At 70.4% G+C, this 24,192-nt stretch carries 22 protein-coding genes and 1 tRNA gene; 17 read left to right on the forward strand and 6 right to left on the reverse strand.

Annotated features, from left to right (window positions below; genetic code table 11):
* Positions 1-49: 49 nt before the first annotated feature.
* Positions 50-120 (reverse strand) — tRNA-Gly (locus BLS56_RS12170).
* Between the two features lie 79 nt (positions 121-199).
* On the opposite strand from BLS56_RS12170, the gene dcd reads away from it, so the two are divergent.
* Together dcd and BLS56_RS12180 are read left to right on the forward strand one after the other, a co-directional pair.
* A complete protein-coding gene (gene dcd, locus BLS56_RS12175) occupies positions 200-784 on the forward strand; it encodes a dCTP deaminase (RefSeq protein WP_091450135.1) in 585 nt (194 codons plus the stop codon).
* Between the two features lie 64 nt (positions 785-848).
* Positions 849-3,050 (forward strand): esterase-like activity of phytase family protein, encoded by a 2,202-nt coding sequence (locus BLS56_RS12180; RefSeq protein WP_175482789.1) that lies wholly within the window; start codon positions 849-851, stop codon positions 3,048-3,050.
* On the opposite strand, the gene BLS56_RS12185 is transcribed toward BLS56_RS12180, so the two are convergent.
* Positions 3,047-4,213, reverse strand: a complete 1,167-nt coding sequence (locus BLS56_RS12185) for an MFS transporter (RefSeq protein WP_091450136.1) — start codon at positions 4,211-4,213, stop codon at positions 3,047-3,049. The genes BLS56_RS12180 and BLS56_RS12185 overlap by 4 nt on opposite strands.
* Before the next feature lie 109 nt (positions 4,214-4,322).
* A complete protein-coding gene (locus tag BLS56_RS12190; RefSeq protein WP_091450137.1) occupies positions 4,323-6,581 on the reverse strand; it encodes a (Fe-S)-binding protein in 2,259 nt (752 codons plus the stop codon).
* Positions 6,582-6,780: 199 nt separating this feature from the next.
* Between BLS56_RS12190 and BLS56_RS12195 the strand changes: the two genes are divergently transcribed.
* Positions 6,781-7,353 carry a TetR/AcrR family transcriptional regulator gene (locus BLS56_RS12195; protein WP_091450138.1) on the forward strand — a complete coding sequence of 191 codons (573 nt, stop codon included), beginning with the start codon at positions 6,781-6,783 and terminating at the stop codon, positions 7,351-7,353.
* A gap of 3 nt (positions 7,354-7,356) precedes the next feature.
* Here BLS56_RS12195 and BLS56_RS12200 read toward each other — a convergent pair whose 3' ends face one another.
* Positions 7,357-8,229, reverse strand: a complete 873-nt coding sequence (locus tag BLS56_RS12200; protein ID WP_228771581.1) for an alpha/beta hydrolase family protein — start codon at positions 8,227-8,229, stop codon at positions 7,357-7,359.
* A 289-nt stretch (positions 8,230-8,518) separates the two neighbouring features.
* On the opposite strand from BLS56_RS12200, the gene BLS56_RS12205 reads away from it, so the two are divergent.
* The 5 genes from BLS56_RS12205 to BLS56_RS12225 all read left to right on the forward strand — a co-directional run bounded on the left by BLS56_RS12205 (position 8,519) and on the right by BLS56_RS12225 (position 13,717).
* Entirely contained in the window at positions 8,519-9,361 is an 843-nt protein-coding gene (locus tag BLS56_RS12205) for a DUF4097 family beta strand repeat-containing protein (RefSeq protein WP_091450139.1), read from the forward strand.
* A gap of 153 nt (positions 9,362-9,514) precedes the next feature.
* Positions 9,515-11,371, forward strand: a complete 1,857-nt coding sequence (gene dnaK, locus BLS56_RS12210; protein WP_091450140.1) for a molecular chaperone DnaK — start codon at positions 9,515-9,517, stop codon at positions 11,369-11,371.
* 52 nt (positions 11,372-11,423) lie between these two features.
* On the forward strand, positions 11,424-12,095 hold the full coding sequence (grpE, locus tag BLS56_RS12215) for a nucleotide exchange factor GrpE (RefSeq protein WP_175482790.1): 672 nt from the start codon (positions 11,424-11,426) through the stop codon (positions 12,093-12,095).
* A gap of 21 nt (positions 12,096-12,116) precedes the next feature.
* Positions 12,117-13,295 carry a molecular chaperone DnaJ gene (gene dnaJ / locus BLS56_RS12220; protein WP_091450142.1) on the forward strand — a complete coding sequence of 393 codons (1,179 nt, stop codon included), beginning with the start codon at positions 12,117-12,119 and terminating at the stop codon, positions 13,293-13,295.
* Entirely contained in the window at positions 13,292-13,717 is a 426-nt protein-coding gene (locus BLS56_RS12225; protein ID WP_091450143.1) for a heat shock protein transcriptional repressor HspR, read from the forward strand. The genes dnaJ and BLS56_RS12225 overlap by 4 nt, the downstream gene beginning before the upstream one ends.
* Here the strand turns inward: BLS56_RS12225 and BLS56_RS12230 are convergent.
* Entirely contained in the window at positions 13,645-14,037 is a 393-nt protein-coding gene (locus BLS56_RS12230) for a nucleotidyltransferase family protein (RefSeq protein ID WP_091450392.1), read from the reverse strand. The genes BLS56_RS12225 and BLS56_RS12230 overlap by 73 nt on opposite strands.
* Before the next feature lie 45 nt (positions 14,038-14,082).
* Entirely contained in the window at positions 14,083-15,186 is a 1,104-nt protein-coding gene (locus BLS56_RS12235) for a globin domain-containing protein (RefSeq protein WP_091450393.1), read from the reverse strand.
* A gap of 346 nt (positions 15,187-15,532) precedes the next feature.
* Between BLS56_RS12235 and BLS56_RS12240 the strand changes: the two genes are divergently transcribed.
* From BLS56_RS12240 to BLS56_RS12280, 9 genes are all read left to right on the forward strand, one after another.
* Positions 15,533-16,267, forward strand: a complete 735-nt coding sequence (locus tag BLS56_RS12240; RefSeq protein WP_228771582.1) for a pyridoxamine 5'-phosphate oxidase family protein — start codon at positions 15,533-15,535, stop codon at positions 16,265-16,267.
* Positions 16,268-16,353: 86 nt separating this feature from the next.
* Complete coding sequence (locus BLS56_RS12245) at positions 16,354-16,803, forward strand: MarR family winged helix-turn-helix transcriptional regulator (RefSeq protein ID WP_091450144.1); 450 nt, start codon at positions 16,354-16,356, stop codon at positions 16,801-16,803.
* A gap of 318 nt (positions 16,804-17,121) precedes the next feature.
* Positions 17,122-19,716, forward strand: a complete 2,595-nt coding sequence (gene clpB / locus BLS56_RS12250; RefSeq protein ID WP_091450395.1) for an ATP-dependent chaperone ClpB — start codon at positions 17,122-17,124, stop codon at positions 19,714-19,716.
* 103 nt (positions 19,717-19,819) lie between these two features.
* Positions 19,820-20,509, forward strand: coding sequence for a type III secretion system chaperone family protein (locus BLS56_RS12255; protein ID WP_091450145.1), 690 nt, complete (start codon positions 19,820-19,822; stop codon positions 20,507-20,509).
* Positions 20,510-20,850: 341 nt separating this feature from the next.
* Entirely contained in the window at positions 20,851-21,630 is a 780-nt protein-coding gene (locus BLS56_RS12260; RefSeq protein ID WP_091450146.1) for an SDR family NAD(P)-dependent oxidoreductase, read from the forward strand.
* A 10-nt stretch (positions 21,631-21,640) separates the two neighbouring features.
* The gene (locus BLS56_RS12265) at positions 21,641-22,459 is read left to right on the forward strand and encodes a phospholipid scramblase-related protein (protein ID WP_091450147.1); all 819 of its coding nucleotides are present in this window, start codon (positions 21,641-21,643) and stop codon (positions 22,457-22,459) included.
* Between the two features lie 28 nt (positions 22,460-22,487).
* Positions 22,488-23,063 (forward strand): orotate phosphoribosyltransferase, encoded by a 576-nt coding sequence (gene pyrE, locus BLS56_RS12270; RefSeq protein WP_407640509.1) that lies wholly within the window; start codon positions 22,488-22,490, stop codon positions 23,061-23,063.
* 85 nt (positions 23,064-23,148) lie between these two features.
* Entirely contained in the window at positions 23,149-23,526 is a 378-nt protein-coding gene (locus tag BLS56_RS12275; RefSeq protein WP_091450149.1) for a DUF2784 domain-containing protein, read from the forward strand.
* Positions 23,523-24,176 (forward strand): TrmH family RNA methyltransferase, encoded by a 654-nt coding sequence (locus BLS56_RS12280; RefSeq protein WP_091450150.1) that lies wholly within the window; start codon positions 23,523-23,525, stop codon positions 24,174-24,176. Before BLS56_RS12275 ends, BLS56_RS12280 begins: the two co-directional genes overlap by 4 nt.
* The last annotated feature ends 16 nt before the right edge of the window (positions 24,177-24,192 follow it).

Raw genomic sequence — 24,192 nt, forward strand, 5'->3', positions numbered from 1 at the left:
AAAAAAATGGGTTGTCACCGCTGGCGGTGACAACCCATTTCGCATTCTGAGCGGATGACGGGAATCGAACCCGCGTATTCAGCTTGGGAAGCTGATGTTCTACCATTGAACTACATCCGCATGATCACGCTAGAACGCTCACAGCTTACACGGACCGGCCGAGGGCGTCACCGGTAGGGGGCGCGGCTATGGTGGGGCTGTGCTGCTGAGCGATCGTGACCTGCGGAAAGAACTGGACTCGGGGCGGCTGGGGGTGGAGCCGTTCGAGCCGTTGATGGTGCAGCCGTCGAGCCTGGATGTGCGGTTGGACCGGTTCTTTCGGGTGTTCAACAACACTCGGTACACGCATATTGATCCTCGGCAGCAGCAGGACGACCTCACCTCCCTGGTGGAGGCGGACGGGGACGAGCCGTTCGTGCTGCACCCGGGGGAGTTCGTGTTGGGGTCGACGTTCGAGTCGGTGACGTTGCCGGATGACCTGGCTGGGCGGCTGGAGGGGAAGTCGTCGCTGGGGCGGTTGGGGTTGTTGACGCACTCGACCGCCGGGTTCATCGACCCGGGGTTCACCGGGCACATCACCCTGGAACTGTCGAACGTGGCGAACCTGCCGATCACGCTGTGGCCGGGGATGAAGATCGGGCAGCTGTGCCTGTTCCGGCTCAGCTCCGCCGCCGAGTTCCCCTACGGCTCGCAGGAAGCCGGGTCCCGCTACCAGGGGCAGCGGGGGCCGACGCCGTCCCGCGCCTACCTGAACTTCCACCGGGTCGACACCACGCGTCGCTGAGAGTTCAGGTGGGCGTCGCCCGGGTGGGTTACAAACCGGGGCCCACTTCGAGCTTGGAGGCCCTGTGCCGGTTCTGCCCCGTCGAGTCCTGGTGAGCGTGGTCGCCGGTGGACTCGTGCTTTCCCTGGTGTCCTTACCCACCGCGGCGCACGCGCGCGGCGGGGACCGGTTCCAGCGGGTCGACACGCTGTCCGTCTTCCACAACACCGCCGCCGACCAGCACACCGCCGCCGAGATCGCCGCCGCGACACCGGACGGGCGCACCGTCGTCTACACCGACTCCCCCGGCGCGCGCATCGGGTTTGCCCACGTCACCGGGCGTGGTGAGCTGGCGCCCGCCGGGGTGCTGGCCATGCCGGGCGAGCCGACCTCGGTCGACATCCGCGGCGACCTCGCCCTGGTCGCGGTCAACACCTCGCCGTCGTTCACCGCGCCCGCCGGGGAACTCGTGGTGGTCGACATCGCCGCGCGGGTCGTCGTCGCCCGGCACGACCTCGGCGGGCAACCCGACTCCATCGACCTGTCCCCGGACGGGCGGCACGCGGCAATCGCCATCGAGAACGAGCGCGACGAGGACGTCGACGGCGGCGCGATCCCGCAGGCCCCGGCCGGTTTCCTGGCGATCGTGGACCTCGTGGGCGCGCCTGCCGCGTGGACGGTCCGGCGGACGGAGCTGACCGGGCTCGCCCAGGTCGCCCCCGAGGACCCGGAGCCGGAGTACGTCAGCGTCAACGACCGCGGCCAGGTCGCGGTGACCCTCCAGGAGAACAACCACATCGCCGTCGTCGACCTGCCCACCGGCGCGGTCGTGCGGCACTTCTCCGCGGGCACGGCCACGGTGTCCGGGGTGGACACCAAGACCGACGGCCGCATCGCCCCGACCGGCACGGTCACCGCGCCCCGCGAGCCCGACTCGATCGCCTGGCTCGGCAACGGCCACCTCGCCACCGCCGACGAGGGCGACTACCTCGGCGGCACCCGCACCTGGACCGTGTTCGACGCCGAGACCGGCGCGGTCGCGTTCTCGTCCGGCGCTGAACTGGAGGACCTGGCGATCCGGCAGGGGCAGTACCCGGAGAAGCGCGCGGGCAAGAAGGGCGTCGAGCCGGAAGGGCTGGCCGTGGCGACCTACGGCGGCCACCGGTACGCGTTCGTCAGCCTGGAACGCGCGAACCTCGTCGCGGTCTACCAGGTTGACGACCCGCGCGCGCCGAAGCTGCTGCAAGGCCTGCCGACCGGGGTCGCCCCGGAGGGCGTGCTGCCGATCCCGGCCACCGGCACGCTGGTCGTCTCTTCCGAAGAGGACTCCGCCGAGGACGGTGTGCGGTCGTCCCTCACCTCTTACCGGCTGACCGGTGTGCCCAGCAGGGTCGCGCTCCAGGCCAACCAGGCCGCGCCGTCGATCGTGTCCGACGGCATCGGTTTCGGCGCGCTGTCCGGCCTGTCCGCGATCCCGGGTGACGCCTGCCGGGTAGTCGCCGTTACCGACTCCGCGTACGCCCCGACCCGCGTCCTCACCATCGACACGGCAGCGCTGCCCGCGCGGGTGGAGCGCGAGTTGACCGTCACCAAGGGCGGCAAGCCCGTGGGCTACGACGGCGAGGGCATCGCCGCCCGTCCCGGCGGCGGGTACTGGCTGGCCGCCGAGGGCGACGCGAAGAAGACCGTGAACCTGCTGGTCGAGGTCGACGCCCAGGGCGCGGTCGTGCGCGAGGTCCCGCTGCCCGCCGGTGTGGCCGCCACCGCGACCGGCAACGGCTTCGAGGGCGTGGCCGTCGTCGGCGGGCACGTGTGGGTCGCGGTGCAGCGCGAGTGGAAAACCGACATCCCCGGCCAGGCGACTCTCGCCCGCTTCACCCCGGCAACCGGCGAGTGGGCGTTCGTCGCCTATCCCCTCGACGCCGCTCCTACCGGCGCCTGGGTAGGACTGTCTGAGCTGACCGCTCTTAACGACCGGACCCTGCTTGTCCTGGAACGCGACAACCAGCGCGGTGACGCGGCCACCCTCAAGAAGGTCTACCGGGTCGACATCAGCCGCGTCACGCCCGCCGCCGAGGGCCAGCCGAAGCCGGTGCTGGCCAAGCGGCCGGTGCGCGACCTGATCCCGGCGCTCCAAGCGGGCGGCGGCGCCGTGCACGACAAGCCCGAGGGCCTCGCGGTCGTCGGCGAGGGGCTGTTCGCCCGCCTCGTCGGCGTCGTCGACAACGACGGCTTGGACGACGCCCCCGGTGAGTCGGTGTTCCTGCGGCTGGGCTTCGTGTTCTAAAGGGGTTCCAGGGTCTCGCCGCGCACGGGAGTGAGCAGGACGGCCGCCGCAGGCAGGGCGGCGGCCACTGCCAGCGCCCATGGCCAGCCGATGGCGGTGACGACGGTGGCGAACACCGGGGCGACGGCCAGGGCCATGCCGTTCTGGCCGGTGTTCTGGATTCCCAGGGCGCGGCCCGCCCACGCCGGGCCCGCGAGTTCGGCGGTGGCGGTGAAAGCGAGGCCGTTGTCGGTGACCGAGATGATCATCGCGGCGACCAGGCCCACCGCCGCCAGCCACGGCGCCACCGCGTCGCCGACGGCCCAGACCAGCATCGCCAGGGCCGCGGCCACCGCGATGGTCCGCATCGGGCGCATCCGGCTGGCCACCCGGTCGGACCAGACGCCCGCGCCGATGCGGCCAGCGGCCCCGGCGACCTGGACCGCGGCCAGCGCCGCGCCCGCGGTCACCGCGTGCCAGCCCTGCTCGGTGACCAGGTAGGTCAGGGCGAACGTGCCCGCGACGAACTGCGGGCCGACCAGCAGGGCGCTGGCCAGGTGCACCCGCCACAGCCGCGCGAACCGGTACGGCGAGCGGGTGGCCCGCAGTTCGGCGCCCGGTTTGCGGGGCGGGTCGAGCAGGGCGACGGCGACCAGCACGGCCATGGCCAGGCAGAAGACCGCCGGGATCAGCAGCGCCGAGCGGTAGCCCCACGCCTGCGCTGCCGGGGGCAGGGTGAGCGCGGCGATGCCGACGCCGATCGGCTGGCAGGTCTGCCGGATGCCCATGGCCAGCCCGCGTTCCCGCACGTCGAACCAGCCGAGCACCGCCCGGCCGCTGGCCGCGCTGATCGCCGCCGAGAACGCGCCCGCGGCGACCAGTAGCGCTCCCAGCGGCACGATCCCCGGCACGATCGCCGCCGCCAGGGTCGCTGACCCGGCGCCTGCCATCCCGATGGTCATGACTATCCGCTCGCCGAAGCGGTCGGCCGCCGCGCCCCACGCGATCAGGGCGAGCAGGAGGCCGAGGATCGGGATGACGGTCAGCGTGCCCGCCTCGGCGAGCGTCAGGTTTTCCTCTGCGCGCAGAGCCGGGATGACGAACGGCAGCCCGTAGACCAGGGCGCTGGTGGCCGCCTGGGCGGCGACGGCCACGGCCAAGATCACCCAACGACGTCTCGACATATCTTTACCGTAGCTAACGATTCCTGGATAGCGGAACAACCTTCCCGCATCCTGGAAAAGCCGAAGGGGCCCGACCCAGTGGGTCGAGCCCCTCCGAACAGGCCGAACGTCAGTTGCCCGCGGTCGGCGCCTTGTCCTCGTCGGGCAGCGGCGTGCCGGTGCCGACCTCGTCGGTCGGGGTGTCCAGCGGCTCCTTGCCCCGCTTCACCGCCGTCAGCAGCAGCTGCGCGACGTCCACGACCTCGACGTTCTCGCTCGCGATGCCGTCCGACTGCCGGGCGGTGAGGCCGTCGGTGAGCATGACACGGCAGAACGGGCAGCCGGTCGCGATCTTCGACGGCGCGGTGCCCAGCGCCTCGTCCACGCGCTCGACGTTGATCCGCTTGCCGATGCGCTCTTCCATCCACATCCGGGCGCCGCCCGCGCCGCAGCACATCGCGCGGTCGGCGTGCCGCGGCATCTCCCGCAGCGTCGCCCCGGACGCGCCGACCAGCTCACGCGGCGCGTCGTAGACCTGGTTGTGGCGGCCCAGGTAGCACGGGTCGTGGTAGGTGATGTCCTCGGCGACCGGGGCCACCGGCACCAGGCGCCGCTCGCGGACCAGCTTGTTCAGCAGCTGCGTGTGGTGCACGACCTCGTACTTGCCGCCGAGCTGCGGGTACTCGTTGGCCAGCGTGTTGAAGCAGTGCGCGCAGGTCACGACGACCTTGCGCTTGCCTGCCTCGCGGCCCTCGAACACCGAGTTGATGACCTCGACGTTCTGCTGCGCCAGCATCTGGAACAGGAACTCGTTGCCCGCGCGCCGCGCCGGGTCGCCGGTGCAGGTCTCCTCGGAGCCGAGCACGACGTACTTGACCTCGGCCTGGTGCAGCAGCTCGGCCACCGCCCGGGTGGTCTTCTTCGCGCGGTCCTCGAACGCGCCCGCGCACCCGACCCAGAACAGGTACTCGGTGTCAGCGGCCAGCTCACCGTCGAACACCGGGACCTCGAAGTCCAGGTCCTCGGTCCAGGCCAGCCGGTCCTTGGCGTTCTGGCCCCACGGGTTGCCCTTGTTCTCCAGGTTCTTGAACATGCCGCCCAGCTCGGACGGGAAGTTCGACTCGATGAGCACCTGGTAGCGGCGCATGTCGACGATGTGGTCGACGTGCTCGATGTCCACCGGGCACTGCTCGACGCAGGCGCCGCAGGTGGTGCAGGACCACAGGACCTCGGGGTCGATGACGCCGAGCTCGTCCACGCCGCCGATGAGCGGCCGCTCGGCCTCGGCGAGGGCCAGCACGTCGATGCCCGCGTGCGGGTTGTCGCCGGTCAGGCCGATCTCCTCGCCCGCCATGTCCTTCTTGCCACCGGCGAGCAGGTAGGGGGCCTTGGCGTACGCGTGGTCGCGGAGCTGGGTGATGAGCAGCTTCGGCGAGAGCGGCTTGCCGGTGTTCCACGCCGGGCACTGCGACTGGCAGCGGCCGCACTCGGTGCAGGTGGTGAAGTCGAGCCAGCCCTTCCAGGAGAAGTCCTCGACCTTGCCCGCGCCGAACGCGTCGACCTCCGGGTCGGCTTCCTCCAGGTCGAGCACCTTGCCGCCGGACATCATCGGCTTGAGCGCGCCGAGGGCGACGCCGCCGTCGGCCTCACGCTTGAAGTAGATGTTGAAGAACGCGCTGAACCGGTGCCAGGCGACGCCCATGGTCATGTACTTGGCCACGACGTAGACCCACAGCATCGCGCCCATGAGCTTGACGAACGCCAGGACGGAGACCAGGTTCTCGCTGGCGGGCAGGATCTCGCCGAGCGGGTTGCTGACGAACGCGGCCCACAGCGGAAGCTCGTGCGCGCCGAGGGCGGCCTTGCTTGCCCGGACGCCGAGGATGCCGATGCCCTCGAAGATCACCACGGCCTCGACGAAGTACGCCTGCCAGAAGTTGGAGCCCTGGAAGCGCGACTGCCGGTCGGCGCGGCGCGGGTGGTTGCGCTGGCGGATGATCGCCAGGGCCACGCCGCCCGCGATGGTGCCCAGGCCCAGCAGCTCCATCAGCAGGTGCCACAGGTTGATGTGGTCGAGGATCGGCCAGCCCCAGGTGGGGACGAACACCTCGCCGTAGGCCTCGAACAGCGCGGCCGAGCCGATGAGGAAGCCCCACATCACCAGCCAGTGCCAGAAGCCGACGTGGCGAAACTTGTTCATCCTGGTGTGCGCGGCGAACTCGGTGACGAGCGTCTTCATCCGCGGGATGAACGGGCCGTTGCGGGTGGCGTCGGGCTGCCCGAGACGCACGATCGAGACCATCCGCATGATTGTGCGGACCCACATGCTCCAGGCCACGAGGCTGACCGCGACCGCGATCAGGCCCAGTGTTAGCTGCACGGCACCCATGTCGTGGTGACCTTCCCGTCAGTTCGGTTTGGGACGGAACCTTACGCCTTCTTACTCACCAGTAACCAGTCTGAGAAGTCTGCGGTCGCAGGTGTGGCGCACGTCTCCGAAAATACCTGGACGATAGTTCAGGTAGTTTCCCCGGTATGTGCGCACCCATCCTGCCCCCGTTCGCCCGCACGGGCGCGCCGGTCCCCCGGTGACCCGCGGCTACCGCAGGGTCGACGGCCGCAAGGCCCGCGGCGACCGGCGGCGCGCCGCGATCATCGAGGCCACCCTGCGGGTGATCGAACGCGAGGGGGTCGCCGGGGTCACCCACCGGACGGTCGCCAAGGAGGCCGACGTGCCGCCCGCGTCGATCACCTACCACTTCCCCGGGCTGGACGACCTGCTGGTGGACACGCTCCTGCTCTCCGCGGAGAGCATGGCCGTCGAGGTGCGCGACCAGATCGAGTCGAGCCGGATCAAGGGCAGCGGCCCGGCGGGCGCGGTCGCCGAGATGCTCGCCGAGGCGCTGGGCCCCCGCCGCGGCCGGACCATGGCCGAGTACGAGCTGTACCTGCTCGCCGCCCGCCGCCCCACGCTGCGGCCCGCCGCGCGGCTGTGGCTCGACGTGCTGACCAGCCTGGCCCGCCAGCCCGACGAGGTGCGGGTCCGGGCGTTCCTCGCCGGGGTCGACGGGCTGCTCATGCAGGGGCTCATCGATGACGAACCACCGACAGCCGCTGAGCTGCTGCCGGTGGTCGAACGCCTGTTGGAGCCGTTGCGGTGATGGTCAGCCCAGCGGGCAGGTGGCGCGGTATTCCAGCAGCACGGCGCCGGTGGCGGTCGGGCAGAGGAACTGGGTGTAGCGGGTGTCCTCGTCGACGAAGCGCTTGAGCCAGGAGACGACGAGTTTGCCGATCAGCGGGTGCTCCCAGGCGAACCGCACGTGGTTGACGTCGAGCTTGGCGTACGCCTTCTCCGGGGCGCTGGTGAGGCTGGCGTAGAACTTCTCGGCGTGCTCGGCGGGCGGCGCGGACGCGTCCTGGGCGCCGCTGAGGATCATGGTGGGCACCTGGACGTTCGACCAGTTCTTGGCCAGCGCCCACGGCGCCAGCGGCACGATCGCCTTCAGGCTGGGCCGCTGCGCTGCGGCGAAGAGCGTGCCGCCGCCGCCCATCGAGTGGCCGACCGCCGCGAGCCGCGCCGGGTCGAGCCGGGACCGGACGAAGGCGGGCGACTGGCCGGTGAGGTAGTCGAGGGCGGCGAGGATCTGCTTGCCGCGCTCGTAGGGCTGGTCGTTGAGTTCGTGGGTGGTGATGGTGACCGCGACGAACCCGTGCGAGGCGAGCCGCTTGCCGAGCCAGACGGTCGAATTCTGGTCGGCGTTGAAACCGGGAGCGATGACGACGCCACCGAAAGTGCCCACGCTGGTGTTGTTGGGGTAGTAGATCGTGCCTTCGCCGAATCCGGTCGCCTCCGCGTCGGGAATGGCGAACTGGGAATAGGCGAACGGCCCGTTGGCCGCCCGCACGCTCTGTTCGGTCGGGTTGGGTCCCCGCTGGTAGGAGGTGGTCGCGGCGGTCGCGGTGGAGGTGGGTGCGACCAGTCCGGCCGCGATGGCGAGAAGCGCCGGAATGGCAAGGAAAGGCGTCCTGAATCTCACAGGTGGAACTCCTGGTTCGCGCGTCTCGAAATGTTGATCAATGGTGCGGACCCCGCTGCGGACTTTAAGTAGGCAGGTGCCATCAAACAAGGATTTGAGGGTTCACAAGGTGCTTTATTAACCCGGCTGGGGGCGGCAGTTCTTTTCGATCTTCTGGCGCGTGAATGGCGATCTTGTGGCGCGGCCGTCAGGGGCGGCCTCAGGGGGCGGGTCCGGGGCGTCCCTGATCCCCGGCGGGCGCCGCCGCCCTAGCGTCTGGGCGAAGCGGTTCACGGACGAGGGGTGTGGAATGGCGCAACGGAGAATGGCGCAGCGGAGAGTCGTGCTGGGAATGGCCGTCGCGGGGGCGGTGGCCATCGCCGCGACGGTGGGGGCCTGCGGGACCGCCGTCCGGGGGTACTCCGACGACGCGGTAGTCGGGCAGACCGTGCGCAGCGTGCGGCTCGCCAGCGCCAGCGGGGCGGTGCGGCTGCGAACGGGGACCACGACGACGGTGCACCGGCAGGTGTCGCACGCCGAGGCCAAGCCCGGCGCGACGCACCGCGTCGAGGGGGACGTGCTGGTCCTGGAGGGCTGCCCGATCCGCGACTGCTGGGTCGACTACGACGTGGTTGTTCCGGAGGGTGTGGCGGTGTCCGGCGACGTCGACTCCGGCTCGGTCGACATCGAGGGGGTGTCCTCGGTGAACCTGCGCTCGTCGTCGGGGGACGTGCGGGTGCGCCGGGTGTCGGGGGCGGTCAACCTCGTGGCGAACTCCGGAACGGTGGAACTGACCGACGTCGGCGAGCGCGCCACGATCGAGGCGGACTCCGGCGACGTGCTCACCCGCGACGTTCGCGGCGGCCTCACCGCGAACGTGGACTCCGGCCGCGTCGAGGCGCAGGGGGCGCGCGGCAAGGTCGACGTGGCCACATCGTCCGGCGACATCGCCGTCCGCCTGGCCGAGGCAGGCGACGTCCGTGCCCGCGCGGGCAGCGGCTCGGTCGAGGTCAGCGTCCCGCGAGGCGGCTACCAGGTGTCCGCGACCGCGGACAGCGGCGAGGTCGCCAACACCGTCGGCCACGACCCGGCCGCGCCCCACCGCATCGACGTGACCGCGGACAGCGGCGACGTCACGGTCGCGTTCGGCTGAGCGGGCGGCGGCCGGGAACACCGGCCGGGGGACGCGCGTTGAGGGTGCAGGAAGGTTGAGCGGGCGCGACTCAAGTCTCGGAACTGAGTCCGGTACGCTCAACTTAGTCAGGCGCACGATCAACGACAGCACAGCTAACAGCAGGAGGAAGAAATGGCGCGAGCGGTCGGCATCGACCTGGGGACGACCAACTCCGTCGTCGCCGTCCTCGAAGGCGGTGAACCGACGGTTATCGCCAACTCGGAGGGCTCGCGGACGACCCCGTCCATCGTGGCGTTCGCCAAGAACGGCGAGGTGCTGGTCGGGCAGCCCGCGAAGAACCAGGCTGTCACGAACGTGGATCGCACGGTCCGGTCGGTCAAGCGGCACATCGGCACCGACTGGAAGACCGAGATCGACGGCAAGGCCTACACCGCGCAGGAGATCAGCGCCCGGGTGCTGATGAAGCTCAAGCGCGACGCCGAGGCGTACCTGGGCGAGACGATCACCGACGCGGTGATCACCGTCCCGGCGTACTTCGAGGACGCGCAGCGGCAGGCCACCAAGGAGGCCGGGCAGATCGCGGGCCTCAACGTGCTGCGGATCGTGAACGAGCCGACCGCGGCGGCGCTGGCCTACGGCCTGGACAAGGGCGCCAAGGAGCAGACCATCCTGGTCTTCGACCTCGGCGGCGGCACCTTCGACGTCTCGCTGCTGGAGATCGGCGACGGCGTCGTGGAGGTCCGCGCGACCAGCGGTGACAACCACCTCGGCGGCGACGACTGGGACCAGCGCATCGTGGACTGGCTGGTCGAGAAGTTCAAGGCGTCCAACGGCATCGACCTCACCAAGGACAAGATGGCGCTGCAGCGCATCCGTGAGGCGGCCGAGAAGGCGAAGATCGAGCTGTCCAGCTCGAACAGCGCGAACATCAACCTGCCCTACATCACCGTCGACGCGGACAAGAACCCGCTGTTCCTCGACGAGAACCTCTCCCGCGCGGAGTTCCAGCGGATCACCGCCGACCTGCTCGACCGCACCCGGGCCCCGTTCAACAACGTGGTCAAGGACGCGGGCGTGTCCGTCGGCGAGATCGACCACGTGGTGCTGGTCGGCGGCTCCACCCGGATGCCCGCCGTCGCCGAACTCGTCAAGGAGCTGACCGGCGGCCGCGAGGCCAACAAGGGCGTCAACCCCGACGAGGTCGTCGCGGTCGGCGCTGCCCTGCAGGCCGGTGTGCTCAAGGGCGAGGTCAAGGACGTCCTGCTGCTCGACGTGACCCCGCTGTCGCTGGGCATCGAGACCAAGGGCGGGGTGTTCACCAAGCTCATCGAGCGCAACACCACCATCCCGACCAAGCGCTCGGAGATCTTCTCCACCGCCGACGACAACCAGACCACCGTGGGCATCCAGGTGTTCCAGGGTGAGCGCGACTTCGCCGCCGACAACAAGAAGCTCGGCACGTTCGACCTCACCGGCCTGCCGCCCGCCCCCCGGGGCGTGCCGCAGATCGAGGTCACCTTCGACATCGACGCGAACGGCATCGTGCACGTCAACGCGAAGGACCTCGGCACCGGCAAGGAGCAGTCGATGACCATCACCGGCGGCTCCGCGCTGCCCAAGGAGGACATCGACCGGATGGTCCGCGACGCCGAGGCGCACGCGGAGGAGGACAAGAAGCGGCGCGAAGAGGCCGAGGTCCGCAACCAGGCCGAGACGCTCGTCTACCAGACGGAGAAGTTCGTCAAGGACAACGACGAGAAGATCCCGGCCGAGGCCAAGGAGAAGGTCAACTCCGCGATCGCTGAGGCGAACGAGGCGCTCAAGGGCACCGACATCGCGGCCATCAAGGCCGCGATGGAGAAGCTGGCCACCGAGTCGCAGACCATGGGCGCCGCCCTCTACGCCGACACCGGCGCGGCCGCGTCGGGCGACGGCGCGGGTTCCGCGTCGTCGGATGGCAAGGCAGGCGGCGCCGAGGACGTGGTGGACGCCGAGATCGTGGACGAGGACAAGGACGCCAAGCGTTGAGCGGCCGGGCGAGTTCAGGCTTGCGACCGACGAGTGTCAGCGAGGTGGCACAGTGACTGATCAGCACAACGGCGAGAACTCCGGCGAGGAGCCTCAGGTCGTGGTGCGCGATCGGCGCCGGATCGACCCGGAGACCGGGGAAGTCCGGCCGGGTGGCGACGGGACGGCTGGGGCGGCTGGGGCGGCCGGGGCGGCCGGGCAAGCCGAGCCCGCGGGCAGGCACGCGGCAGACGAGCCCGCCGGGGAACCGGTGGTCGACCTGTCTGCCGCCATCCAGGCCCAGCTTGACGAGCGCACCGCCGACCTGCAGCGCCTGCAGGCCGAGTACGCCAACTACCGCAAGCGGGTCGACCGCGACCGCGAGGTCGTCGCCACCACGGCGAAGGCGCAGATCGTGACGGACCTGCTCTCGGTGCTCGACGACCTGGAGCGGGCCGAGGCGCACGGCGACCTCACCGGCGCGTTCAAGGCCGTCGCCGAGAAGCTGACCGCGACACTGCAGAAGACGGGCCTCGAACCGTTCGGCCACGAGGGCGAGCCGTTCGACCCGTCGGTGCACGAGGCCGTGCAGCACAACACCTCCACCGAGGTGGACGGGCCGACGGTCACCGGCGTGCTGCGCCGGGGCTACCGGTTCGGTGACCGCGTCGTGCGGGCCGCGCTCGTCGCGGTCACCGACGCCGAGGCCGGGCCGCCGCCCGCCGCGGCGCAAGACCAGGAATAAGGCGAGAGGAGGGGACGTCCGGTGAGTGCCAGGGACTGGATCGACAAGGACTTCTATCGCGAGCTGGGCGTCTCCTCCGACGCCTCGGACGCGGAGATCAAGAAGGCGTACCGCAAGCTCGCCCGCGAGCTGCACCCGGACGCCAACCCCGGTGACGCCACCGCCGAGGCCCGGTTCAAATCGGTGTCCGAGGCGTACGGGGTGATCGGCGACCCGGACAAGCGCAAGCAGTACGACGAGGCCCGCAGCATGTTCGGCTCCGGCGGCTTCCGCCCCGGCGGTTTCGGCGGCGGCGGCAACGGCGGCTTCGACTTCGGCGACATGTTCGGCGGCCAGGCAGGCGGCTTCAACCAGGGCGGCGGCCTCGGCGACCTGTTCGGCAACCTGTTCAACCGCGCCCGCGGCGGCGGGGCGGGCCAAACCCCCCGCCCGCGGCGCGGCGCGGACGTCGAGACCGAGGTCAGCATCGACTTCGTCGAGGCGGTCAAGGGGGCCACCGTGCCCCTGCGGCTGTCCAGCCCGGCCACCTGCGACACCTGCCACGGCTCCGGCGCCCGGCCCGGCAGCACCCCGAGGACCTGCGCCACCTGCGGCGGCGTCGGCCTGGTCAGCCGCAGCCAGGGCGCGTTCGCCTTCAGCGAGCCGTGCCGCGACTGCCGGGGCACCGGCCGCATCATCGACGACCCGTGCCAGGACTGCGGCGGCGAAGGCGTCAACACCAAGACCCGCACCCTCACCGTCCGCATCCCCGCGGGCGTCGAGAACGACCAGCGCATCCGCATCCCTGGCCAGGGCGAACCGGGCAGGCAGGGCGCGAGCGCTGGCGACCTGTACGTGCGCGTGCACGTCGCCCCGCACCCGGTGTTCGGCCGCAGCGGCAACGACCTGACGCTGAAGGTGCCGGTCACCTTCAGCGAACTCGCGCTGGGCACCACCCTGACCGTGCCCACCCTGGACGGCGTCGTCAGCCTCCAGGTCCCCGCTGGCACCGCGTCCGGCCGGGTCTTCCGGGTCCGCGGCAAGGGCGTGGCCAAACGCGACGGGCAGGTCGGCCACCTGCTGGTCACCCTCCAGGTGGCGGTTCCGGGCACACTGTCGGAGGAGGCGAAGTCGGCCCTCAAGTCGTACGCGGAGATCGCCGAGCACGACCCGAGGCCGGAACTGACCGCTCTGGTGCAGAAGGCGAGGCAGTCGTCATGAACCCGTTTCCGCCGGGAGCCGACGAGGACACCCCGGTCTTCGTGATCTCCGTGGCCGCCCAGCTCTCCGGTTTGCACGCCCAGACGCTGCGCGGCTACGACCGGCTCGGCCTGGTCTCCCCCGGCCGCACCCCCGGCGGCGGCCGCCGCTACTCGATGCGCGACATCGCCCTGCTGCGCGAGGTGCAACGGCTCTCCCAGGAGGCCGGGGTCAACCTGGCGGGCATCAAGCGCATCATCGAACTGGAGAACGAGGTCGACGCCCTGCGCACCCGCGTCGCGGAGCTGACCGAGGAACTGGCATCGGCCTACGCCGCGGCCGAACAGGCGGCGGCGGCCATCCACAAGTCCTACCGGCACGAACTGGTGCCGGTCCGCCAGGAAACCGCCCTGGTCGTCTGGCGGCCGCAGAAGCGCCGCTGACCGTTCTGCGCTAGTCGTTCAGGATGTCGACGCGGAGGGTGTCGGTGTCGTGGAGCAGGGTGAGGGTGAGGCGCACGCGGCCGGGTTCGGACTTCGACTTTGGCTGGGATGCCGGTGAAAACGGCTGTTGCCCGTTGGATGACCTTGTCCTCTGCCTCCCAGGACAGGTCTGTGCCGTCGAAGTACATCAGGTCGTAGTCCTTGATTCCGGCTGTTGGCGGCTGGCCGGTGACTACGTTCCACACCGTCTGCACTACGCAACCGGCCGCGAGGTACCAGTTGGGGGCCGCCAGGGCTGGGGCGCGGTCCAGGACTGCCATCAGCACTGGGTTGCGTGACAGCGCGTCGGCTAGGTGCACGGTAGGTCAGTCGAGGGTGAAGGGGTCGTAGGTGATGTGGTCCAGGGGGGTGCCCGCGACCAGCATTCTGGACACCGTCGACCGGATCATGGCTGGGGAGCCGGACACCAGCACGTGTCTGTCTTCCCAGGCGCCGTAGCGGGTCACTACGTCTGCGAGGGTGCCGTGTTCGAAGCCGGGGGCGTCCGGCTCGTTTTCCAGGACCGGTACGACCGTGAGCCAGGGGTTGGTGACCGCCACGTTTTGGAGGTGGGTCAGGTCGTAGAGGTCTTCGCGGACTCGGCCGCCGGTGAAGAGGTGGACGTGCGGGTTTTCGCCCCATTGGGCCAGGTGGTCGATGATGGCGCGCATGGGGGCGATGCCGGTGCCGCCCGCGATCATCAGGATGTCGCGGTCTGCCTCGCGGTCTACGGTGATGCGGCCCATGGGGGGGCCCAGGCGCCAGACGTCGCCTGGTTTGGTGTGGGCGACCACGGAGCGGCTTACCCAGCCCTGGTCTACGCCGCGGATGTGGAACTCGATGACGCCGTCGTCGCGGGGGGCGTTGGCGGGGGTGAGGTAGCGCCACAGGCGGGGGCGCTGGGGGACTTCGACGCTGAGGTACTGGCCGGGCACGTAGGGCACCGGGAAATCCGGGCGGACGCGGACCACGGCCAGGTCCCAGCCGATGCGCTCGTGGTCGACCACCTGCGCGGGCCACCAGGCGGGGCCGTCGTCGGCCGCCGCTGCGTCGAGCATGGCGCGGGCCATGATGGTGTACGCCTCGGCCCAGGCTCGTTCGGTCTCGTCGTTCCACATGCCGCCCGCGTGGCGTTTGACGGCGGCGATGAGGGCCATGCCGACCGCCTCGTAGTGCGCGCTGACCACGCCGAACTTGCGGTGGTCGCGGCCGAGCTGGCGCAGGAACGGGACCAGGTCGTCCGGGCGGTCGACCATCTGCACCACATGCACCAGGGCCCGCAGCAGCCGCGACCGCTGGACCTGCATGTTCGCCGGGAACATGTCGCGCGCGGAGGGCGCGATGCTGAACAGCATGGCGTAGAAGAACTGCGCCACCTGCTCGGCGTGCGGCTCCACGACGGCGAAGCTCTCCCGGACCAGGCGCACCATCGTGTTCACGGCAGTGGGCGACTCGGTTCGGGGCTTCGAGGTCGGGATCGGGCTCACAACTGCGTTCGCTGTCATGGTTCGGGGTTTGACTCCGCCTTTCCAGTGCCTTACCAGTGCCGTTCGGGCTGCTTCCGGGCGCCGCACCAGGCTGACACCACGGTACCTGTGCATCCATCCCCCGACGGAGTGGACAGTAGACGGAATCCCAGGGAATCCGATCCGCTGGCCGCCCTAACCACACCTTCGTGTTGGAGATGGTGACCCCATGTGTTACAAGGTCCCCCGGGAGGGGCGGAACCCGCTGGTGACTTCGCGGTAACGCAACAGTCGTGCAACGGTGTCCGGCGTGTCCCCCGACCTGCTTCCCCCGACCGGAACCGCCCAGGCCGACCTGCTGACGCTGGAGTTCGCAGAGTCCCCGCCCGCCGTCGCGCCGGTCGCCGGGCCGAGAGAGTCGCCCGCCCCGCCGCACCCGGTCGGGCCCGCTCTTCCCGGCTCGGCCGGTGAGCACCGGCTGCAGGCCGCCTACGGCACCGCCGAGCGCGCCCGCCGGTTCTACCAGGACCAGGTGCTCGACCACCTGACCGAGCGGATGGTCGAGTTCGTCGGCCGGATGGAGTTGGCCTTCATCGCCACCGCGGACGCCGCGGGCGAGTGCGACTCGTCGCTGCGCGCCGGCCCGCCCGGGTTCATCCACGTCCTCGACAAGCGCCGCGTCGCCTACCCTGAGTACCGCGGCAACGGGGTGCTGGCCAGCCTCGGCAACATCAGCGAGAACCCGAACGTGGGCATCCTCATGGTCGACTTCACCCGGGACGTGATCGGCCTGCACGTCAACGGCCGTGCCACCGTCATGGCCGACGCCGACCTGCGCGCCGACCACCCGGGCCTGCCCGTCGAGATGGAGAAGGGCCGTACCCCGGAGCGCTGGGTGCTGGTCGAGGTCCGGGAGGCCTACATCCACTGCCGCAAGCACATCCCCCGGATGCAGCCGGTCGGCCGATCGCGGCCGTGGGGCACCGACGACGCCCGGGGCAAGGGCGGCGACTACTTCGGCGCGAAGTCGGTCCCGGCGGGATGAGCCCCGGCTCCCGGTGTCGGGCTTGTCCGGTTTAGCGTTCCGCGACCAACGGGGGCTGATCAACGGGGGCTGACGAAGGGAAGCACGTGGCCGAGGGACCGGCGGACGACCGCGAGACGGCGGCGCAAAACCTGGAACGGGAGCTGTCGAAGCTGTTCGGCCGGGCGCGCAGCGTCTCGCTCTCACTCGCGGCGAAGGTGCACCCCGGGTTGGACGGCGCCTCTTACGCGCTCTTGCTGCACCTCAGCGACATCGGCCCGGTCCGCGCGGCGGACGTCGTGGAGCGGACCGGCCTGGACAAGTCGACGGTCAGCAGGCAGATCGCCCGGCTGGAGGAGCTGGACCTGGTGGAGCGGGTCGCCGACCCCTCCGACGGGCGGGCGCGGCTGGTGCAGCTCACCGAGACCGGATCGGCCCGGCTCGCCGAGGTGCGCGCCGACCGGCGGCGGCAGTTGCGGGCGCGCGTCACCGACTGGTCAACCGCGGATATCCAAGAGTTCTCCCGGCTGCTCGGCAAGCTCAACAGCGATCTGTGACCGTCGCCGGTCCCGCGACCACCCACACAGCCGCGTGCGGGCGGGGCGCGCGGGGCCTGTGGACAGGTCTGTCCACTGCCCTGTGGATGGATTCCTGGGGATTGTGGATAAGTAGATAACCTCTGTGGACAAGCCCGTTGCGACATGTGGGTGACCTGGGGAGGAATCACCGGCTCGCCGACGGGGCGCGGTCGGATTCCTGATGTTCACCTGCCGGGTCGGGAGGGTGCGGGATACTGGGGTTGAGCGGAACAGACTCAACTTTTCAGACGTTGAGTGGGTGAATGCCCGAGCGACCGACGCGAGACCGAGGTGGAGATGGACGCCTTCAACCCCACGACCAAGACCCAGCAGGCGATTTCCGCGGCGGCGCAGGCCGCGTCCACCGCGGGCAACCCCGACATCCGGCCGGTGCACCTGCTCGGCGCGCTGCTGGCGCAGACCGACGGGCTCACCGCGCCGCTGCTGACCGCGGTCGGCGCCGACCCCGCCCTCGCCCGCAAGGAGCTCGAACCGCTCGCCCGCGCCCTGCCGTCGGCGACCGGGGCCACGGTGTCCTCGCCGCAGCTGTCGCAGGCCGCGCTGCGGTCGATCACGCACGCGCAGAAGCTCGCGACCGAGATGGGCGACGAGTACGTCTCCACCGAGCACCTGCTCGTCGGCCTGGCTGCCGAGGGCGGCGACGTCGTCGACGTGCTCAAGCGGCTCGGCGCGACGCCGGACGCGCTGCGCGAGGCGTTCACCAAGGTGCGCGGGTCCGCCCGGGTGTCCACCCCCGACCCGGAGGGCACCTACCAGGCGCTGGAGAAGTACGGCCTAGACCTGACCGAGCGCGCCCGCAAGGGCGAGCTGGACCCGGTCATCGGCCGTGACGCCGAGATCCGCCGGGTCGTGCAGGTGCTGTCCCGGCGCACCAAGAACAACCCGGTCCTGATCGGCGAGCCCGGTGTCGGCAAGACCGCGATCGTGGAGGGCCTCGCGCAGCGGATCGTCGCGGGCGACGTGCCGGAGTCGCTGCGCGGCAAGCGCGTCGTCGGCCTCGACCTGGGCTCGATGGTCGCGGGCGCGAAGTTCCGCGGCGAGTTCGAGGAACGGCTCAAGGCCGTGCTCAAGGAGATCACCGAGTCCGCGGGCCAGGTCATCACCTTCATCGACGAGCTGCACACCATCGTCGGCGCGGGCGCCACCGGCGAAGGGGCCATGGACGCGGGCAACATGATCAAGCCGATGCTCGCCCGCGGCGAGCTGCGGATGGTCGGCGCGACCACCCTGGACGAGTACCGCGAGCACATCGAGAAGGACCCGGCGCTGGAGCGGAGGTTCCAGCAGGTCCTCGTCGGCGAGCCGTCGGTCGAGGACACCATCGGCATCCTGCGCGGCCTCAAGGAGCGCTACGAGGTGCACCACGGTGTCCGCATCACCGACACCGCCCTGGTCGCCGCGGCCACCCTGTCCGACCGCTACATCACCGCCCGGTTCCTGCCGGACAAGGCCATCGACCTGGTGGACGAGGCCGCGTCCCGGCTGCGCATGGAGATCGACTCGCGGCCGGTGGAGATCGACGAGGTCGAGCGCGCGGTGCGGCGGCTGGAGATCGAGGAGATGGCGCTGGCCAAGGAGGACGACGCCGCGTCCAAGGAGCGGCTGGCCGCGCTGCGCGCCGAGCTGGCCGAGAAGCGCGAGACCCTGTCCGGGCTCACCGCGCGCTGGCAGAACGAGAAGGGCTCCATCGACCGGGTCCGCGAGCTCAAGGAGCAGCTGGAGTCGCTGCGCGGCGAGTCCGAGCGCGCCGAGCGCGACGGCGACCTCGGCCGCGCCGCCGAGCTGCGCTACGGCCGCATCCCCGCGCTGGAGAAGGAGCTGGAAGCCGCGACCGCGGCCACGACCGTGCCCGCGGGCGAGGCCGTGATGCTCAAGGAGGAAGTCGGCCCCGACGACGTCGCCGAGGTCGTCTCCGCGTGGACCGGCATCCCCGCGGGCCGGATGCTCGAAGGCGAGACGCACAAGCTGCTGCGCATGGAGGAGGCGCTGGCTTCCCGCGTCGTCGGCCAGAGCGAGGCCGTGCGGGTCGTGTCGGACGCGGTCCGCCGCGCCCGCGCCGGGGTGGCCGACCCGGACCGACCCACGGGGTCGTTCCTGTTCCTCGGACCAACGGGCGTCGGTAAGACCGAGCTGGCCAAGGCTCTCGCCGAGTTCTTGTTCGACGACGAGCGCGCCATGATCCGCATCGACATGAGCGAGTACTCCGAGAAGCACTCGGTGGCCCGCCTGGTCGGCGCCCCGCCCGGCTACGTCGGCTACGACCAGGGCGGCCAGCTCACCGAGTCGGTGCGCAGGCGCCCGTACAGCGTGGTCCTGCTGGACGAGGTGGAGAAGGCCCACCCGGACGTGTTCGACGTGCTGCTCCAGGTCCTCGACGACGGCAGGCTGACCGACGGCCAGGGCCGCACGGTCGACTTCCGCAACACGATCCTGGTGCTCACCTCGAACCTGGGCTCCCAGCTCATCACCGACCCCAGCCTGGACGACCGGGGCCGCCACGACGCGGTCATGGCGGTCGTGCAGCGGCACTTCAAGCCGGAGTTCCTCAACCGGCTCGACGACGTGGTGGTGTTCCACGCCCTTGCCACCGAGGAGCTGACCGCGATCGTGGACATCCAGGTCGCCCGGCTGGGCCGCAGGCTCGCCCAGCGCAGGCTCACCCTGTCGGTGACCCCGGCTGCCCGCGACTGGCTGGCCCTCAACGGCTTCGACCCGGTCTACGGCGCCCGACCGCTGCGCAGGCTGGTGTCCTCCGCGATCGGCGACCAACTGGCCAAGGCACTGCTCTCCGGCGACATCCGCGACGGCGACCCGGTCGGAGTGGACGTCGTCGCCGACAACTCCGGTTTGGTGGTGACCCGAGCGGTGTGACCTCCCCGCGTGTCGCCGGTTCCGCCCAGCCCAGGGCGGGTAAGACGACAACCGGCTAGCCCGTGATCTTGAACAAGACGCGATGACGACTACGCTTCTCGCCGTGGGCATTCCCGCGTGGGTCTGGTTCGTCATCGCGGTCGTCGCGTTCGTCGCGGGCGGCGCCTTTCTGCTGCGCGATCGCGCGCGGCTCACCTCGCGCAACCGCGAGCGCCGCCGCTGGGCGGCGCTGCGCGGCTGGCAGTTCGCCGAGGTGGACCACGTCCTGCCCCGCGAGTGGTCCGGCGGCGCCATCGCCTACTACGGCGACGGCGTCGCCAAGGACGTGGTCACCGGCTCCACCTTCACCGCGGACGGCAGGCGCAAGGTGTACGTGTTCGACCTGGAGGCGGGCGGCAGGGTCAACACGGTCATCGCCGCGGTCCAGTGCCGCAGGTCACACCCGGTGGTGGTGGAACTCTGGGTCCCCAGCACCCCCTTCCAACGCGAGCACATGCCCGAACTCCTCGGCCCAGTCGGCCAGCGCTACGCCTTCGTCTCGGACATCTCCGCGGCCCGCACCCTGATAACCCCAGACCTGGTGGACGCGACCGAGGAAATCGGCCAAGACATCGCCGTGGCCTGGATCGAGAACGGCTGGGTCCTGGCGGCGGCGGCCCCCAACTCCAGCCCCTCCCGCCTGGAGCGCCTCCTACGCGGCATCGGCGAAATAGCCGACGTGGTAGACCCCTTCGACGCCGAACTGGACCCAGCGGGCGAACACGAACTACGCCCCAGCCCTAAAGACGCCTGACCCCCGCACCATCCCCACCACCCAGGATCACGAACCCGCGAGCCTTCAAGATCGCGAGTTATCCACAGCCCGGCCGCTTGATCTTCCCCGCCCTGACCTGCGGCGATAGACTGGAGCAGGGCACGGCCCCCAGGGTGGGTGGGGTTTGTTGTGTGGGGTGCGGGGCGGCGGAAAGAAGCGGTTTGGGCGGAGCAGCACCCCGGCAACCGGCACTCCACACCATCGAGCAACCCCACGAAGGCCCGGCAGGCCACGCAAGGGCAGGCACCCTAGAGCCACCCGACCTCGTGATCTTCCGCAGGGCAGTTCCCGAAAAAGCTACTAATTAGTAGTTTGGCCGCATGTCCACTGCCCTCATCACCGGTGCCACCGCAGGCATCGGCGCCGCTTTCGCCCGCAGGCTCGCCGCGGACGGTTACGATCTCGTCCTGGTAGCCCGCACCACCGAGCGGCTCAAAGAGGTCGCAGGCGAGCTGACCGCCGCCCATGGCGTCCAGGTGCAGACGATGACCGCCGACCTGTCCACCACCCGCGCCCGCAAGCGGGTGGAGGCGCGGCTGTCCGACGAGGACAGGCCCATCGACCTGCTGGTCAACAACGCGGGGTTCGGCACCCGGGGCGCTTTCGCCGAGGCCGATCTGGACTGGCTCCAGTCGCAACTGGACGTCAATGTCACCACCGTCTTGCGGCTGACCAGGGCGGTCCTGCCGGGCATGTTGGCACGCAAGCACGGCGGTGTGATCAATGTGTCCAGTGTCGCCGGGTTCTTCCCCGCCAGCGGCCCGTCTTATTCGGCCACGAAGGCCTATGTCACCGCGCTCTCGGAAGGACTGGCGGCCAACCTCAAGGGCACCGGTGTGCGGATCGTCGCGCTGTGCCCTGGTTTCACGCACACCGAGTTCCACGAGCGGGCGGGCGACGACATGTCCGCGCTGCCCGACTTTCTGTGGTTGGACGCTGACCGGGTGGTCGGCGACGCGCTTGACGACTTGGTGCACGGGCGGTCGCGGTCGATACCCGGGCCGCAGTACAAGGCGTTGGTGAGCGTGACGAAGATCCTGCCGCGCGGTCTCCTGCGGATACTGGAGAAGCGGGCGTCCGGCGGTCGCAACCGGGGATAGGCTCCCGGGCATGACGAACCCCCAGCCCGGGTGGTACCCAGAGAACCCCGGCTCCCCCACTCTGCGCTGGTGGGACGGCCGCCAGTGGACCAGCCAGACCCAGCAGGCCCAGGCCCAGCCGCGCAGTGACGCGAGCGCGTGGGAGGTGTCGCTGGACAGCGCTCCCGATCCGGCGCGGATTCGGGAGCAGCAGCGGCAGGCGGGGGTCGGCCAGGTCGGTCAGGGCGGCGGGACGCTGTTCACCGAGCCGGTGCTGGTGGTGAACCAAAAAGTGAAGCTGATCGAGATGGCCAGCGAGTACTCGGTGTTCGACCAGCACGGCCGCCAGGTCGGGTCGGTGGCGCAGGTCGGGCAGAGCGCGCTGAAGAAGGCCGTCCGGTTCCTCGGCAGCTACGACCAGTTCTTCACGCACAAGTTCGAGGTGCGGGACGCGAACCACCAGCCGGTGCTGCGGCTGACCCGCCCGGCGAAGTTCGTGAAGTCGCGCATGATCGTGGAGTGGCCCAACGGGCAGCAGGCGGGCGAGATCGTGCAGGACAACGTGTTCGGCAAGATCCGGTTCTCGTTCATGGTCAACGGCCAGCAGGTCGGCGGCATCCAGGCGGAGAACTGGCGCGCGTGGAACTTCGCGGTGCTCGACCACACCGGCGGCGAGGTCGCGCGGATCACCAAGACGTGGGAGGGCTTCGCGAAGACGATGTTCACCACGGCCGACAACTACGTGCTGCAGATCCACCGTCCGCTGCAGAACCCGCTGCTCAGCATGGTCGTGGCGTCCGCCCTTACCGTGGACACCGCGCTCAAGCAGGACAGCCGGGGCTTCGGCTGATCCACGGCGCATGAGAGGCTTCCCACCTGTGCGAACAGTTCCGATCGTCGACGTCTCGGCCAAGGGCGAACTGGCCCGCCTGGTGACCGAACTGGCCGTGGTGCACGGCCGGGTCACCCTGGCTTCCGGCAAGGAGGCCGACTACTACGTCGACCTCCGCCGCGCCACCCTGCACCACGCGGCCGCGCCGCTCATCGGGCGGCTGCTGCGCCAGCTCACCGCCGACTGGGACTACGTGGCCGCCGGTGGTCTCACCCTCGGCGCCGACCCGGTGGCGCTGGCGATGATGCACGCGGCGTCGGCCGTTGGCGAGGTCCTCGACGCGTTCGTCGTCCGCAAGGACGCCAAGGCGCACGGCCTGCAGCGGCGTGTCGAGGGGATCGAGGTCGCCGGGCAGCGCGTGCTGGCCGTCGAGGACACCTCCACGACCGGTGGCAGCGTGCTCACCGCCGTCGACGCGCTGACCGAGGCGGGCGCGACGGTGATCGGCGTGGCCACTGTCGTCGACCGCGACACCGGGGCCCGTGAGGCCATCGAGGCGCGCGGTCTGCCCTACCGGTCGCTCCTGGGTCTGGCTGACCTGGGACTGGTCGACCGGGACTGACCTGCGTTAATCCCGCTCCCTTCCCCCCACTGACGAGTAACGTGGGTTTTGCTCGCCGTTCGTCGGTGGTTGGGGGAGGTGCCGCATGGCAGCAGTTCTCGCCACGGCGACCACGATCGTGCACTTCGTGGCGCTGTTATACATCGGCTTGGGCGGGTTCCTGGCGTGGAAGTGGCCGAAGACCGTGTTCGTGCACGTGTTCTTCGCCGCGTGGGGCGTGGTGGTCAACGTGACGTCGGTGCCGTGCCCGCTGACGACGCTGGAGAACCACTTCCGCCACCAGCAAGGCCTCGGCGACCTGCCCGGCGGGTTCAACGAGCACTACATCATCGGGGTCCTGTTCCCGGAGGGCTACATTCACGTGGTGGCTTTGTTCGCGCTGGCGCTGCTGATCGTGTCCTATGTGGGCGCGTACCTGCTGTGGCGCAAAAGACTCATGGATGTGATGGTTCCCGCGCAGTGACCGACGACGACCCTGGCCCCACCGAATGGGTCTTCGGCGAGCCGGTGGGCGTCGGACCGTGGCCCGGCGAGTGGCCCGCCGACCCCCGCTACGACCCGGAGCTGCTCGCCGAGGGCGACCGCCGCAACGTGGTGGACGCCTACCGCTACTGGCGCCGCGACGCCGTCATCGCGGACCTGGACACCCGCCGCCACGACTTCCACGTGGCGATCGAGAACTTCCAGCACGACCACAACATCGGCACGGTCGTGCGCACCGCCAACGCCTTCGCCGCCCGCGCGGTCCACATCGTCGGCCGCAAACGCTGGAACCGCCGCGGCGCCATGGTCACCGACCGCTACCAGCACGTCGACCATCACCCGACCGTCGACTCGCTCCTGGCCTACGCCACCAGGGAGAACCTGACCGTCGTCGGCGTCGACAACACCCCCGGCGCCACCCCCGTCGAGACGACCCGCCTCCCCCGCCGCTGCCTGCTGCTGTTCGGCCAGGAAGGCCCCGGCCTCACCGAGGAGGCCCGCAAGGGCGCCGACCTGCTGGTCTCCATCGCCCAGTTCGGCTCCACCCGCTCCATCAACGCCGGTGTCGCCGCGGGCATCGTCATGCACGCCTGGGTCCGCGACCACGCCGACCTCACCACCGCCTGGTGACCCTGATTCCGGGCAG

It is taken from the genome of Actinokineospora iranica (genome assembly GCF_900101685.1).
Classification (GTDB): Bacteria; Actinomycetota; Actinomycetes; order Mycobacteriales; family Pseudonocardiaceae; genus Actinokineospora; species Actinokineospora iranica.

Coding starts and splice junctions, on each gene's coding strand:
- BLS56_RS12205 (WP_091450139.1), top strand. CDS start 8,519: ATGGCGCAACGGAGAATGGCGCAGCGGAGAGTCGTGCTGGGAATGGCC.
- BLS56_RS12265 (WP_091450147.1), top strand. CDS start 21,641: ATGACGAACCCCCAGCCCGGGTGGTACCCAGAGAACCCCGGCTCCCCC.
- dnaK (WP_091450140.1), top strand. CDS start 9,515: ATGGCGCGAGCGGTCGGCATCGACCTGGGGACGACCAACTCCGTCGTC.
- BLS56_RS12225 (WP_091450143.1), top strand. CDS start 13,292: ATGAACCCGTTTCCGCCGGGAGCCGACGAGGACACCCCGGTCTTCGTG.
- BLS56_RS12185 (WP_091450136.1), bottom strand. CDS start 4,213: ATGTCGAGACGTCGTTGGGTGATCTTGGCCGTGGCCGTCGCCGCCCAG.
- BLS56_RS12235 (WP_091450393.1), bottom strand. CDS start 15,186: ATGGTGCGCCTGGTCCGGGAGAGCTTCGCCGTCGTGGAGCCGCACGCC.
- BLS56_RS12230 (WP_091450392.1), bottom strand. CDS start 14,037: ATGGCAGTCCTGGACCGCGCCCCAGCCCTGGCGGCCCCCAACTGGTAC.
- BLS56_RS12275 (WP_091450149.1), top strand. CDS start 23,149: ATGGCAGCAGTTCTCGCCACGGCGACCACGATCGTGCACTTCGTGGCG.
- BLS56_RS12260 (WP_091450146.1), top strand. CDS start 20,851: ATGTCCACTGCCCTCATCACCGGTGCCACCGCAGGCATCGGCGCCGCT.
- clpB (WP_091450395.1), top strand. CDS start 17,122: ATGGACGCCTTCAACCCCACGACCAAGACCCAGCAGGCGATTTCCGCG.
- BLS56_RS12190 (WP_091450137.1), bottom strand. CDS start 6,581: ATGGGTGCCGTGCAGCTAACACTGGGCCTGATCGCGGTCGCGGTCAGC.